The organism is Wolbachia endosymbiont of Onchocerca gibsoni (genome assembly GCF_029169405.1).
Lineage (GTDB): Bacteria > Pseudomonadota > Alphaproteobacteria > Rickettsiales > Anaplasmataceae > Wolbachia.
Genome location: NZ_JABUMP010000001.1, coordinates 150415 through 164779 on the forward strand (window position 1 = coordinate 150415; position 14365 = coordinate 164779).

A 14365-nucleotide genomic window follows, 5' to 3' on the forward strand; every position below is an offset into this window, starting at 1 on the left:
TTATAGAGGATATTGTTTGATATTTCATTCTGCTATACAAGTTAGCCTGCAAATTATAACGCTTGCACACTAAAAAGTATATGATGCTGAAACTCGAGAAAAGAGAAAAATACAACTTCCAGGCTAAAATATATATCTCTTGCATAGCTAACTTATGGTAAGAAATTTTAAAGAGAAACATAGATGAGCATTGCAGAATACTTGCAATGTTTGAGCGAGTATAGCAAGTTTTGATAAAAGTTACCTACCGGGAAAAAGTAGGTTATATGAGGGATCCAATGATATAAGTGATATAGTTAAATATTTATTCAAAACAGGAACCTCTATCTATCTGTTCTTTATTTTTTCCTTTTCTGCACGTTTACGTTTATTAGGATCAAGGAATTTCTTACGTAAGCGTATAGACTTTGGAGTTACTTCCACTAATTCATCGTCATTTATATATGCTATCATTTCCTCTAAAGTCATTATTTTTGGCGGAGTAAGTTTTATAGCTTCATCACTGCCTGTAGCTCTTATATTTGTTAACTGTTTGCCTTTGAGTACATTTATCTCTAAGTCGTTATCACGATTATGCTGACCAATAATCATACCACAATACATTTTGTCTTGTGGCTTAATGAACATAACTCCCCTGTCTTGCAAATTAAAAATTGCATACGCCACAGCTTCACCTTTATCAATGGAAATTAATACCCCATTGCGCCTTCCAGAAATTGAACCTTTATATGGAGCATAACTATGGAATGAACGGTTTATTATACCAGTACCTCGAGAATCAGTTAAAAGTTCTCCTTGATAGCCAATTAGTCCTCTTGATGGTACTAGAAATGTTAATCTTGTTCTACTATTACCAGAAGGTCTAATATCAGTTACTTCACCTTTGCGGAAACTGAGTTTTTCCATGATGATTCCACTATACTCATCATCTACATCAATTACCACCTCCTCTATAGGTTCAAGTTTTTTACCATCTTCTTCTTTAAAGAAGACCCGAGGACGTGAAATAGAAAGTTCGAAGCCTTCTCTCCTCATATTTTCAATTAACACTCCAAGTTGTAGCTCACCACGTCCACCCACTTCAAATGCCTCACCACTTGATGTTGTAGTTACAGTAATTGCAACATTTGTTTCTGCTTCTGCATATAAACGGTCTTTTATAACAGTTGAAGTAAGTTTTGTTCCCTCTTGTCCGGCGAAAGGAGAGTCATTAACGCTTATAGTAATTGCCATTGTTGGTGGGTCAACCGGAGTTGAGCTTATTGCGGTTGTAGCTTCCGGTGCTGCTATGGTGTCTGAGACTGAAGCTTTTTCAAGCCCTGCAATTGCAATTATGTCACCTGCTACAGCTTGCTCTACTGGAATACGTTTTAAGCCAGAAAATGATAGTAACTTAATTAATCTCCCTCGTTCAACTACTTTACCATCGAGATTAAATACCTTAAGGTCAGAGTTGACTTTCACGATCCCTTGGTAAATTTTTCCTGTCAATATTCTGCCAAGAAATTTATCAGATTCAAGTAAAGTGACTAGCATAGCGAAAGGTGCATTTTGGTTATAAACAAGAGGTTTTATATGATCTATAGCTGTTGAAAATAATGGGCTTAAATCTTTTCTCTCATCAGAAAGTTTCTTAATACACCAGCCATTCCTACCAGAAGCATACAATACTGGAAAATCTAGCTGCTCATTAGTTGCGTCAAGATTAAAAAACAGTTCATATATTTCGTTTAATACTTTATTAATTTTGCTGCTTGGTCGATCAACCTTGTTAATTATCACAATTGGCTTTAAATTTGCTTTTAGCGCTTTTGACAACACAAACTTAGTTTGCGGCATTGGACCTTCTACAGCATCAACCAGTAGTAGCACTCCATCTGCCATGCACAGTACTCTTTCTACTTCTCCACCAAAGTCTGCATGCCCTGGTGTATCAATGATGTTGATCTTCTCATTGCCCCACATTATTGATGTGCATTTTGCAAGTATTGTAATTCCACGTTCACGTTCTTGATCGCCACTATCCATAATTCGCTCTTGTACTTCTTGGTTCTCACGAAACATGCCACTTTGTTTTAACATATTATCAAGTAAAGTAGTCTTACCGTGGTCGACATGCGCAATTATTGCGATATTACGAATTGATTTGAATTCATTCATTTCTTATTATTTTAAGTTTAATTTGGTAATAAGTATACATGTAATATATTTGGAGTAAATGACCAAAGTTATGTAGAAGGAGATGCCATTCAAGTATCTGACAGATAACACACAAGGAAATTCAATAATTTATAAGGATTAATTTGAGTTAATAATTAAAAAATTTATGAGTAAATCACGTATCTATGGTGATTATGGAAAACAGTAAAAATATAAGTAAAAGTTAATTTATCTAAAAAAAATAGTAAGAGATTTTTATAAACGTACTACGATAAAAAGTCAAACTCTACNTAATTTTTATTAGTGAGCATGTTAACTATAAAACAATCTATATTACCATCAAAAACGGAGTTTATATTGCCAACTTCATATCCAGTTCTTAAATCTTTCACCATTTGATACGGATGCATAATGTATGACCTGATTTGATTGCCCCAACCTATGTTGCATTTTTTATCATAATCTTGAGCTGTTTTTTGTTCTTTTTTTTTCAGTTCAATTTTATATAAACGTCCTTTAAGTAGTTTTAATGCCTCATTTTTATTTTGATGTTGAGAACGGCTGTTTTGGCACTGAATTATAACACCTGTTGGAATATGCGTTATACGCACTGCACTTTCAGTTTTGTTTACATGCTGACCTCCTGCTCCTGAAGCGCGGTAAGTATCAATTCTTAAATCCTTTTCATCTACAGCAATGTCAATTGAATCTTCTATTGCCGGGGTAACTCCTACACTTGCAAAACTGGTGTGGCGTTTACTGTTTGCATCAAATGGCGATATTCTGACCAATCTGTGAATACCACTTTCACTTTTTGCCCATCCATAAGCTTTTTCTCCAATGATCTTTATCGTCGTAGATTTTATTCCGACTGATTCCCCTTCTAATTTTTCCACAATTTCGACTTTAAAGTCATGATAAATTTCAGCCCACCTTATATACATATTCATAAGCATTTGAGCCCAATCGTTGCTCTCTGTTCCCCCAGCTCCTGAGTGGATTTCCAAAAAGCAGTCATTAATATCTGCTTTACCAGTAAATAAAGATTCTGCTTCTTTACGCTTGATTAGTTTCTCTAGTTCTATTAGTTCATTTTCAACTTCAGAGAAAAATTCTTTATCATTCTTATTAATAGCAGATTTCATTAAGGTAACAACATCCTTGTAGTCACTTTCTAGCTTTAAAAATGACTCTACATCATTCTTAATTTTAGAGCGCTCTTTTAAAATTTTTTGAGCCTTTTGGTTATCTTGCCATAGATTATCACCTGCAGCTTGAGATTCTAAGTCTACAAGGCGTGACTTTAATTTCTCTATGTCAAAGACACCTCCTGATAACTGAAATGCTTTTAGCTAAGCTCTGGAAATGTTTAAAGATTTCTAAATGGGTTTTCATTATGCTTTAGGTTTTAGTATATTCACTATCAATAGCAATAACAGTACACAAAATAGAAATTTAACCATATAATAGTTAATTTAAAACAATCTTATTATACTCTAATGTTTAAATGAATCAAGTATGTGTATTTATTGAGAAGTAAGGTAAAAATATGAATGTTGAAATAAATTCTCATTATGGCTTAGATAAAAAAGCTATTGATGACCTAATTGAATCACTTGATAACGAAAAGTTAGAAAATGCTCGTAAGATTGTAAAAACAATAGATAGCATTCAGTTAGCATATTTTTTATCCACTTCAATCAGTGATCACAGAGAAAAACTAGTTAGTATTTTAGACCAACACTTGTTAAGTGATGCTCTAGTGCATGTAGTACCAGATTTACAAGTAGAAATTATAGAAACACTAGGAGTGAAAGATACCGCAAAGTTATTAATGCTTCTTAACGTAGAAGATATAGTAACCATAGTCAAAGATTTAGATAGAAAGTCTATAAGGAACATACTTAACTACTTGCCTAGTACAACTCGAAAGCCAGTAGAGGAGTTATTATCGTATCCAGAAGAAAGTGCAGGAAGGTTGATACATAAAAATATGGTTATAGCTCCATATTATTGGACGATAAATGAACTAATAGAATTTTTACGTAACTATAAAAAAATACCAGAAAAATTTCATCAAATCTTTATAATTAATTCAAAACTTGAACCTATAGGTAGTGTTAACTTAAGTAAGGTAATATTCAATTCAGGGCAAACAACAATAAAAGAGATAATGAGCCAAGATATAAAGATCATTAAAACTGGAGTGGATCAAGAGGAAGTAGCAAGAATATTTAAAGATTACTCTTTACTATCAGCTCCAGTAGTAAATAAGCGAGGTAAGATTATAGGTGTGATTTTAATCGAAGACGTCATAAAAGTTGTTCAACAAGAAACAGAGGAGGACGTACTTAAAATAAGTGGTGTATCTTCTAAAGCCGATATAAATGCTCCTATACATAAAACTATAATTCAAAGGTTACCTTGGTTATTATTTAATCTCTTAGCAGCAACACTATGTTCTATAGTAGTTGGTTTTTTCGACAGTGTAATAGAGAGCTTTGTAGTACTCCCAATAATTATGCCAATAATTACATCAATGAGCGGAAACGCAGGATCTCAAACAGTAACGTTAACCATCAGGGCAATCGCAACAAAACATTTAACTGAGCAAAATGCAAACAGAATACTGATAAAAGAGTTTTTGATAGGTTTGATAAATGGAATAATTCTATCTATTATTTCGCTTGTGGTATTAACAATAAGATTTCACACTTTTAAAGTGGAGATTATTTTTGTGGCTTCCATGGTTATGATGTCGACTATTGCAACGTTTATTGGAACTTTCATTCCTATAATGCTCCATCGTTTAAAATCCGACCCTGCCGTTTCTTCTTCAATCCTAACATCGGCCACAACTGATATTCTTTCAGCTTTTATATTTCTCAGTTTAGCTGCGTTTTTTCTGCTGAATAACTAAGTTTTTCTAAAGCAAACCTGATGTACAGCTTCAACTATATCTTCTATTTGCGGTAACGCTTTTTTTTCTAGGTTTGCAGCATAGGGTAAGGGAACATCCTTGCCAGTTACCCTTACAACTGGGGCATCAAGATAATCAAACCCATGTTCCATAATAATGGCTGATAACTCTGCTCCTACTCCTGCAAATGGCCAACCCTCTTCTATACTCACTAATTTATTAGTCTTTTTAATAGAATTAATAACAGTTTCAGTGTCAAATGGTCTTAAAGTTCTAAGATCAATAACTTCAGCTTCTATGCCTTCATTTAGAAGCAAATCTGCTGCATTTAAGGCATCCACTAACTTCAACGAAAAAGCAGTGATAGTTACGTCTTTTCCTTTTCGAATAACAGCAGCTTTACCTATTTCAAGTAGATAATCTTTATTTGATAGCTCGGAATCAGAAACTTCGTGCTCATGTCCATAAGCGATCTCGTTTTCTAAAAATATTACTGGATCTGGATCACGAATTGCTGCTTTGAGTAAACCTCTACAATCAGAGGCAAAGTAGGGTGCTATCACTTTTAATCCTGGTATGTGCGAGTACCAAGATGCAAAGCATTGAGAGTGTTGTGCAGCAACTCTTGCTGCAGGGCCATTTGGTCCACGAAATACTATAGAGCATCCAAGTTGCCCACCTGACATGTAATTTGTTTTTGCTGCAGAGTTCACGATTTGATCGATAGCCTGCATGGAAAAATTGAAAGTCATAAACTCAACTATCGGCTTGAGTCCAGCAAGTGCTGCTCCAACAGCAAGACCAGCAAATCCATGTTCAGTAATAGGTGTATCAACTACCCTACTTTCTCCAAATTCTTTCAGCAACCCTTTTGTTACTTTATAAGCACCATCGTACTCTGCAATCTCTTCACCTATGATAAAAACATCATGATCGTTTTGCATTTCTTCTCTAATTGCTGTGCATAAAGCTTCTCTAACGCTTAAAGTTGCCATTTATAAACTTTTGTAGACTTTTACTAAGGTGACTATATCAAAATTACCAGGGCCTAGTAAAGTAGTATATTTCTATAGAGAAATGGTTTTGTGCTATTTTTGCTTTATGGGTCATGTGTTTACAACAAGTTTACTCTTTATGCTATAGCTTTTTCTTCTATTAGTAATTTTTCAATATGAACTTAACTCGATTTAGATATGCATTTGCCTGTAACTCTGATCTGTACCTTTGTTAAGGTCAAAAGATCTGTTTTTCGTAATCTTTCATTTTAGTTTTTATTTTTTCTAATTATTCTTATTAAAGTCTGCTTCTTTTTTTAGTAGCCACTCTATTTCATCTGAATGATTAGATTGTTGTGTGTAGCATGATGTGAAACAGTCCATCCATTTTTATCTGTTAACGTTAAGATTTGTGTTACCTATTTTCTAATGTAAGCTTTCATTGCATTTATATCACTGAATTATAGTAATATAATATATGAAGGAGTCCATTCTCTGGGGATGTTGCATTAATATTTTGCTCTACTTTTTAATTTTTCTCATTTCTTTTTTAGATGCTATTTTTGTCTTAGAATAGTGAAATTTTATTTTGCCTTGTTCACTATTAAGTGAGTGTGTTTTTATTTTCTAAATCTTGTTTTTTTGTTTTGGTGATTGATTCTTTTTTCTCTTTATTCTTGATCTGAACATATAATTTTTCTGGTTAAGCTTTAAATTTTTCAATCTTCTCTTTTTGAAGTTGCAGTATATTTTCAGATCATGAATTAATATTTTCTTCAATATTATTTATTCTGCTAAGATTGATTTCAAAATGGGAAGAGGTGTTGGATATAATTTCAAGTTGCCTCGAACCGTGAACCACTGTTGTCACTAATACTCTTATCACTATATACAGAATCGTATAGTTCTGAATTGGAAATTCTATAATTACTCTGAGGGTAATGATAAGTACTTTTATTTTGAAGATTTATGTTGAGATCTTTCACTTTCTTTAGTGAATAGTTTTTTCTGCTTTTCTTAATATTTATATTATGGTGTTCCTACTTAGCAAATCACCAACATATCTCTTGGAGTTTTATTACTTTACAATGAAGGATTTACTCGATCATTACTTAGTAATGATTGTATTATCTCTACTGTAAAGCAGTAACGTGTCTATTGTTATAGCATCATCTAGCATTTGCAGCTTATAAACTTATTTTTTTATTGCTTCTTTCTTTTAATATGTTGTTGCTTGTTTAAGCTTTTACTTGCTTCTTGTAGCACCTTTACAAACTCTTTATATTTCAACCTTTTCCTCTCAGTTTATGGACTGTTGCTGTGCAGTTTTACAAAAATGATGTGGATTTATTTTTTTTGTTTCTTCACACTTATTCATAATGGAAGCATCTTTTTAGTACTGCCTATAATGCTAATTAATCTTATTACATAGCTTTTTACATCAAAGAACACAGTACAAAGTATACTGAGTGCCAAAAAGTTTTGGTTGTGATATTTTATCAAATATTGCGGAGCAAAGCTATATCTATTATTTATGGGTATATAAGAGAGTCAGACTACTCTCTAAATGGGTTAAATGATGTTACATGCTGCTTTAATAGTTGTATTCAAAAGATCAATGTTTTAGCACTGCTTGTGTAAGAAAAGAAATGAGTGATTTTATAAGAAAATACTAATTCCTTTGATAAAGCTCAAAATAATAATTGAGTAAGCTTGCATAAAATGTTTGTACAGTTATGTTTTAAGCACTATGCTAATGGGGAACAATTAAAAAAACCTAAAACTACTTTTAACATCGTTTAGTAAGTTTTTTACTTTTTTTTTACTTTATTAAAAAAACCTTCAGGTTGCTGTTGCATGTTTTCCTCTTCTTCAAGTGCTTTTAATAACTCAACTTGCTTTTTAGTTAAAATCTTTGGGTTTAAAGTTTCAACTATTACCTGTACATATAGATCGCCACGTGCGTTTGAGTTCATATATGGCATACCCTTTTCTCTACAACGTAGTTTAGTACCAGTTTGAGTGCCTTCAGGAACCTTTACTTTTATTTTAACTCCATCAATTGACTGTACATCGATTTCACCACCGAGCACTGCTAGTGTCATTCTTACAGGTACTTTGCAATGTAAATCTGCTTTATTCCGAGTAAAGATTTTATGTGGAACGATTTTAACATATACATATAAATCTCCGTTTTTTCCACCTTTTGCTCCAGCCTCTCCTTTACCACTTACTCTTACTTTAGCGCCTTCCTCTATGCCTTTTGGAATTGAAACTGATATATTTACTTCATCTCTTTTACGCCCATTTCCACCGCATTTTTTGCATTTGTTCTGTACTACTTCACCTTCCCCGTAACATGTAGTACAAGTTCTTTCGATTGTAAAAAAGCCTTGCTGAGCCCTGATCCTACCACTTCCTCGGCACGTGTGGCACTGAATTGGCTTGATTGCGCCTTCACTGCCTGTACCTAGACACATGTCACATTTTACATTTGTAACGTAATGTATAGGTGCTTGTATTCCCTTAAACGCATCCTCTAGAGTAATTTCAAGATCATAACGTAAGTCTGATCCAGGTACTCCTGGTGTACTTCTTTTTGCTTTTGATCTTCCTGATTCCCCAAATCCTCCGCTAAAAAAGTCATTGAATATGTCGCTAAAGTCTCCCGCAGCTTGACTGAAGTCAAACCCACCAGAAGCACCTTCATGACCATAACTATCATAACTTGCTTTTTTTTCGGGGTTAGATAAAACCTCATATGCAGCTGTTATTTCTTTAAATTTTTCCTCTGCTTCTTTGTTACCAGGATTTCTATCTGGATGATACTTCAATGCTAATTTTTTGTATGCTTTTTTTATCTCATCAATGCTAGCGTTTCTGCTTACTCCCAGCAGCTCATAGTAATCTTTTGTACTCATATATGATAGTTCAGTATTTAACCTTTAAAGGTAAGTATTTCATACATCAATTTCAAGTGTGGCTTGTGTTTTCTGCGTGTACTAAAAACAGAATGCACCCTGAACGACTCGAACGCTCGACCTTTTGATCCGTAGTCAAATGCTCTAATCCAACTGAGCTAAGGGTGCCTTCTATGAAGTGAACTTTAGCAGGTTTTACAGCTTAATTCAATAATTCTTTCTTTTATATTTGATGCAAGTATTATTAAGCAGAATAGAACAAGAGATGAAATATCAGAAGTGATATATAGTATAGTAAAATATATCTCAAAAAGAATAGGTAATTAAGTGCTTTTGGCTAATACTTTTTGCGCTCGGTGCATTTACTGTTGTGTTTTTTGGTGCACTAAAAATAGTGAGTGTGGTAGCACCAGATATGGCAGAAGCTTATATAAGTTGTTCTAGTAATTAGGAAATAGTTAATGATGCATGAATTACAAAATGTACTGTAGATAAAAGGCGTAATGTGTTAGTAGAATGTGTTTAGGGATTTTTGAAACAATGAGGGTAAAAAATAGTGTTTTTGAAAGCACTATTTTACGTCTTTTATCTTACGCATAAAATACTCTATTATACATATGTTAGTAATTTTTATATTAGAAGATTTTTTTAATACCTAAAATTAAACTGTTTTTTCTACTTTGTGTAGTACACTTTGAACTTTATTTCCCAATTCACTTAAAGTGAATGGTTTCGGTAAAAAGTGGAAATCTTCTATATTAATGTTGTCGTTTTTTAAAAATGCATCTTCTGCATATCCAGAAATAAAAATGACATTTATATCTGGTCTATGAATTAAGGCTTCTTTGACTATCTCTGGACCACTAACTTCTGGCATTATTACATCAGTGATTATTAGATCTATGTGTTGGCTTTTTTTACTTATTATTTCCAGTGCCTGACTGCCTATGCTAGCTTCTATCACATCAAATCCTTTTCTTTGTAATGTTTTAGTAGTAAATTCCCTTACTGAGTCTTCATCTTCAATTAATAAAATCGTACCATTACTTTTAACTTCATTTACTACAGGTTTTTCTATTTCTTTGACATCTTTCTCTATATCATTTTCATCTGATATATAAACCATAGGCAAAAATATGCTAAATTTAGTTCCATAGTTTACTTTACTAGTAACATAGATATATCCTTCAGTTTGTTTGATAATACCATATACAGTAGAGAGGCCAAGGCCAGTACCAGAAGCAATATCTTTAGTAGAAAAGAATGGATCAAATGCCTTTTGAATTGTGTCACTTATCATTCCACATCCTGTATCAATTACTTCGATTACAACATAATTTCCGTGTTCAATTCTTTCTTTATCTGGAGAAAACATATTTTTGGGTGTAGAATTGAGCGAATTAATCTTTTTATTGAAAGTTTGTATGGTGAGTTCTCCCCCTTTTTCCATTGCAGCATTAGCATTGACTACTAAGTTAATAATAACTTGCTCTAATTGTCCCTGGTCAGCCCTAACCATACCTAAGTCTTCGCCATAATAAGCAGTGAATTTTATATTCTCGCCTATTAATCTTTTTATCATTTCGTAAAGGTTGGCTATCGTACTATTTACATCAATAATCTTTGGTTGCATAGTCTGTCTTCTTGAGAAGGCAAGTAATTGCTTAACTAAATTTGACCCACGTTTTGCATTTTGCTGTATCTGTATTATATCTCTAAAAGATGGATCACTAACTGAGTGCTGAAGTAAAAGCAAATCACAAAATCCTATTATTCCAGTCAGAATATTGTTAAAATCATGTGCGATACCNCCTGCTAGCTGTCCTATAGCCTGCATTTTTTGATAATGTTCGAGCTTTACTTCTAGATTTTTATGTTCGGTGTTGTCAACAAAATAGCAAAGTATAAACATTGCCCTATTATGAAGAAACTTATTGAAGTATATTTTCATATTATCGTTGTTGCTGAGCTGTACATCAAAGGATGCATTATTTATTCTGTTACTCGAAAAATATTCATGTATTTTTATATGATAGTCATCTGATATTAATGTAAAGATTGAGTTAGTATCTGGACCTGCAAGTTTTATTAACGCTGTGTTTTTCTTTATGAAGTTGCCACTTGAATCACACTGTGCAATAGCAATTGATGAATTTGTAAAACATGGGTGTAGTTGATAGTCAGCTATGTTTGATTCAACTGGTGTAATTAAGCCATATATATAATTATGACTGTATTTATCACAAAACATAGCAGTGCTCATATAAGCTTTAAATGGAACGCCGTTTACGGTACAAAACAAAATCTCATTGTTAGTTGCTGTGTTATTATAATTAGATTGAAATATAAAATCATTGATTAAACTGCCTTTTTCAAATTTTCTTAATTCAAATATGTCTAAGAACCTTTTATTTACATATAGAATCACTCCTTTAGTATTTGCAATATAAGTTCCTATATTGTGCTTTTCTATTAATTCTTCATATACCTGTTCTTTGTTCATCTGTGTTGCTTTTAGCACAAAATACCCATGCGGTCTTGCTATTGGTGCTAATGATAAGTTTAATACCTTTTTGTTATCTAGAGCAACTTGGGGATTATCTGATATCGGGTCAAAAAGTAAGAGAAAATTAGATGTCTTATTTTTCTTGCTTAAAGCAATGCGTACTTGTGTAGAAGAGTTATTTTTTAGCGCATTATATAATGCTTTTTTGTCTTTCTCTGAAATATTTCCTGCTTCGAGAAGCTTATCTAGTGTAACATTATTATCTATGTGTTCCTTGAACCTTTCGTAGAATCTTGCGTCAGCATAAACGACACCCTCATCTTTGTGCAAAATGAGACAAAACTCTGTATTATGATTGAGTGCACTTGCAAATATTGCATTTTGGAATTCTGTAATACTAAGCAGGTATCTATGACGCTTTGCGTTATATATCATAAAGAGAGTCATGAGGGTGCTAACTAGCATATTGACCTTTATATTAATATGCCAATCATATTTATCAAGAAAGTAAAGTGCTGATATTATTATCGGAGGTAAGGTCATAATGGCTCCAATAAAGATGATTGATATTCCATGGTTTCTTAATATGAAGTCAACCCTGTTTTCCTTCTTGCTATCTATGTACCTTTTGCTCATTTTACGTACAACAATTCTTTATTATACCTATTTAATTACTATAGACTTATTAACATCTTTGGTATATAATTGCTATTAGAATTTTTGGCACTATTGGTAAAACGTCATGAAAGAACAAAAAATGCAAGCTTTTAAGTGGTTCTGTGTGCTAAGAGATAAAATCGTAAAATCTTTTTTGTTGGTTGAAGAACGGTTATTTACAAATCCGAAGATTAAAAAAAGAAAATGGAATCGTCCAGGTGGTGGGGGTGGTGAATCTATAATTGTTTACGGTAGTGTTTTTGAGAAAGTAGGAGTAAACGTTTCAAAGGTATATGGAAAGTTTACAGATTCGATTATAAATGAAATTCCTGGTGCAAATGAAAGTAATGGAAAGTTTTGGGCGAGTGGCATATCTTTAGTGTCTCACATGCAGTCGCCTCTTGTTCCTGCGGCACATATGAATACAAGACTAATATATACATCAAAGCGGTGGTTTGGTGGAGGAATGGATTTTACTCCGACATATAAAGATAGCGAAGATTATCGGTATGTTCATGAGTCAATTAAGAAAACATGTGATGAGTTTGATACTGCGTATTATCCAAAATTCAAAGAACAATGTGACAACTACTTTTTCTTACAACATAGAAAAGAGCCACGTGGTATTGGTGGAATTTTTTATGATAATCTTGATTCTGGTAGCTGGGAGAGTGATTTCAGATTTATAAAAGCAATAGGCGAAACCTTTTTAAAAATTTATTTGCATATCATACATCAGCATATGCAAAAACCTTGGACGAAGGAGCAGCGGGAGGATCAATTGATAAAACGTGGTAGGTATGTAGAGTTCAATTTGCTTTATGATCGTGGTACAAGGTTTGGTTTAATGACTGATGGTGATCCAGATGCGATTATGATGTCAATGCCACCTCTAGTTAAGTGGTTATAGGGGTTACAGACTAAATAACGTGATATTACTGACAGTTTCTGACTATTATTTCAGTGTGTATGACGTTGAACGTACAGGAGGAAATACAAGGGTTAAAAGGTATAGAAGTAAAGCATTTCTGAAGATGTGCTACAGAAGTTTTTAATTCTTTGTTTAAGCTTGTAACCTTCAACTGTTTGATAGCTGTAGTGTTCACAACCTCTCCATTGATGCGTTTAATGGTAAAAAACTTTATATAAGGTTTATTATTCATGTAAGGGTCTCTTAGTATTTTATCCCCCCTTTATTCAGTGTAGGTAGCATGTTGGTAGATTGATATGTTGGTACTTTTATAAGATATCTTTAGCTTCAAGCAATAAGCTTAGGTCAAAAATGTTGGCTTATGAGATTTTAGTAGTTTAATGTTTTTTAATTTATTTCTGTTTATCGAAAGTGATTTATTTTTTGGAATGATATTCATCTAAGGAGTAATACAAACATTATTTATTTACCTTTATTGAGAATTTTGTTTGATAAACTACTTTCCACTTTCTTGTAGATATAATTAGGAAGATACTTATTACTTATGCTAAAATCTATACTATTTGCTTGTATAATTGTTCAATTATTGTAGAATCAATGCACCCTTTGCTCTTAATTTCTTTAAGTCTGCGAGATCATTTATCATTTTAAGTTACTCTTATGATACAAGCTAATTCATTAACGGAGTGAGTAACATCAGTGAGTGGCTACTCTTTAAGCAGCACTACACATGTATAATACTTAACTAAGTTCAAGGAGAAAAAACATAAAAACAATAACATTGTACAATACCTGTTTGTTCGTATTAAGCACTTTTTTAAATTTTTTCAGCCTCAATCAAGTCAATGATTTTAGTATTAATTCTATACTATTTGTAGGACTGCCACTCTTTGTGATGGGCCTACCAATTACAATATAATCAGCTCCTGAATCTATCGCTTCTTTTGGTGTTGCTGTTCTTTTTTGGTCATCATGGTTGGGATCTATGCGAATTCCTGGAGTAATAATTTTAAAGCCTTTGCCGCACTCTTTACGCACTTCCTGAGCTTCCATTGCAGAGCAGACTATTCCATGTAGACCAATTTTTTTTGCAAGCTTTGCCAATAAAATTACCTGTGATTTTGTCCTTCTTGCTATTCCAAGCTTGCTTAGATCTTTGTTACTCATGCTAGTTAATACGGTTACCCCAATCAGTTCTATTTTTGTGTCTTTCACTACGTTTAGAGCTTCCTTTAGCATTTTTGTTCCACCGCTGACATGTAATGTCAATATTTC

9 protein-coding genes and 1 tRNA gene are annotated in these 14365 nt (G+C 33.0%); 2 read left to right on the forward strand and 8 right to left on the reverse strand.

Annotated features, from left to right (window positions below; genetic code table 11):
* Positions 1-327: 327 nt before the first annotated feature.
* Both typA and prfB read right to left on the reverse strand, forming a co-directional pair.
* On the reverse strand, positions 328-2160 hold the full coding sequence (gene typA / locus HSX44_RS00560; RefSeq protein ID WP_275601848.1) for a translational GTPase TypA: 1833 nt from the start codon (positions 2158-2160) through the stop codon (positions 328-330).
* 266 nt (positions 2161-2426) lie between these two features.
* A protein-coding gene (gene prfB / locus HSX44_RS00565; RefSeq protein ID WP_275601849.1) for a peptide chain release factor 2 occupies positions 2427-3555 on the reverse strand; the annotation gives its coding sequence in 2 pieces (ribosomal slippage) (positions 2427-3479 and positions 3481-3555; 1128 coding nt in all).
* Positions 3556-3709: 154 nt separating this feature from the next.
* Between prfB and mgtE the strand changes: the two genes are divergently transcribed.
* The gene (gene mgtE / locus HSX44_RS00570; RefSeq protein WP_275601850.1) at positions 3710-5080 is read left to right on the forward strand and encodes a magnesium transporter; all 1371 of its coding nucleotides are present in this window, start codon (positions 3710-3712) and stop codon (positions 5078-5080) included.
* On the opposite strand, the gene HSX44_RS00575 is transcribed toward mgtE, so the two are convergent.
* The 4 genes from HSX44_RS00575 to HSX44_RS00590 form a co-directional block, all read right to left on the reverse strand.
* Positions 5077-6075, reverse strand: coding sequence for a pyruvate dehydrogenase complex E1 component subunit beta (locus HSX44_RS00575; RefSeq protein WP_275601851.1), 999 nt, complete (start codon positions 6073-6075; stop codon positions 5077-5079). The genes mgtE and HSX44_RS00575 overlap by 4 nt on opposite strands.
* A gap of 1811 nt (positions 6076-7886) precedes the next feature.
* The gene (gene dnaJ / locus HSX44_RS00580) at positions 7887-8996 is read right to left on the reverse strand and encodes a molecular chaperone DnaJ (protein WP_275601852.1); all 1110 of its coding nucleotides are present in this window, start codon (positions 8994-8996) and stop codon (positions 7887-7889) included.
* A gap of 93 nt (positions 8997-9089) precedes the next feature.
* Positions 9090-9164: transfer RNA gene (locus tag HSX44_RS00585), tRNA-Arg, on the reverse strand.
* 493 nt (positions 9165-9657) lie between these two features.
* Positions 9658-12138, reverse strand: a complete 2481-nt coding sequence (locus HSX44_RS00590) for a response regulator (RefSeq protein ID WP_275601853.1) — start codon at positions 12136-12138, stop codon at positions 9658-9660.
* A gap of 106 nt (positions 12139-12244) precedes the next feature.
* Here HSX44_RS00590 and hemF point away from each other — a divergent pair, with 106 nt between their 5' ends.
* Positions 12245-13069: an oxygen-dependent coproporphyrinogen oxidase gene (hemF, locus tag HSX44_RS00595; RefSeq protein WP_275601854.1), complete on the forward strand. Its 825-nt coding sequence runs from the start codon at positions 12245-12247 to the stop codon at positions 13067-13069.
* A gap of 25 nt (positions 13070-13094) precedes the next feature.
* Here hemF and HSX44_RS00600 read toward each other — a convergent pair whose 3' ends face one another.
* Both HSX44_RS00600 and pyrF read right to left on the reverse strand, forming a co-directional pair.
* Positions 13095-13322, reverse strand: coding sequence for a hypothetical protein (locus tag HSX44_RS00600; RefSeq protein WP_275601855.1), 228 nt, complete (start codon positions 13320-13322; stop codon positions 13095-13097).
* A gap of 605 nt (positions 13323-13927) precedes the next feature.
* Positions 13928-14365, reverse strand: a 438-nt coding sequence (gene pyrF, locus HSX44_RS00605) for an orotidine-5'-phosphate decarboxylase (RefSeq protein WP_275601856.1), incomplete at its 5' end; no start/stop codon positions are given.

Excerpts from the sequence above, each read along its gene's own strand:
- mgtE (WP_275601850.1), top strand. The coding sequence starts at position 3,710 with ATGAATGTTGAAATAAATTCTCATTATGGCTTAGATAAAAAAGCTATT.
- hemF (WP_275601854.1), top strand. The coding sequence starts at position 12,245 with ATGAAAGAACAAAAAATGCAAGCTTTTAAGTGGTTCTGTGTGCTAAGA.
- typA (WP_275601848.1), bottom strand. The coding sequence starts at position 2,160 with ATGAATGAATTCAAATCAATTCGTAATATCGCAATAATTGCGCATGTC.
- dnaJ (WP_275601852.1), bottom strand. The coding sequence starts at position 8,996 with ATGAGTACAAAAGATTACTATGAGCTGCTGGGAGTAAGCAGAAACGCT.
- HSX44_RS00575 (WP_275601851.1), bottom strand. The coding sequence starts at position 6,075 with ATGGCAACTTTAAGCGTTAGAGAAGCTTTATGCACAGCAATTAGAGAA.
- HSX44_RS00600 (WP_275601855.1), bottom strand. The coding sequence starts at position 13,322 with ATGAATAATAAACCTTATATAAAGTTTTTTACCATTAAACGCATCAAT.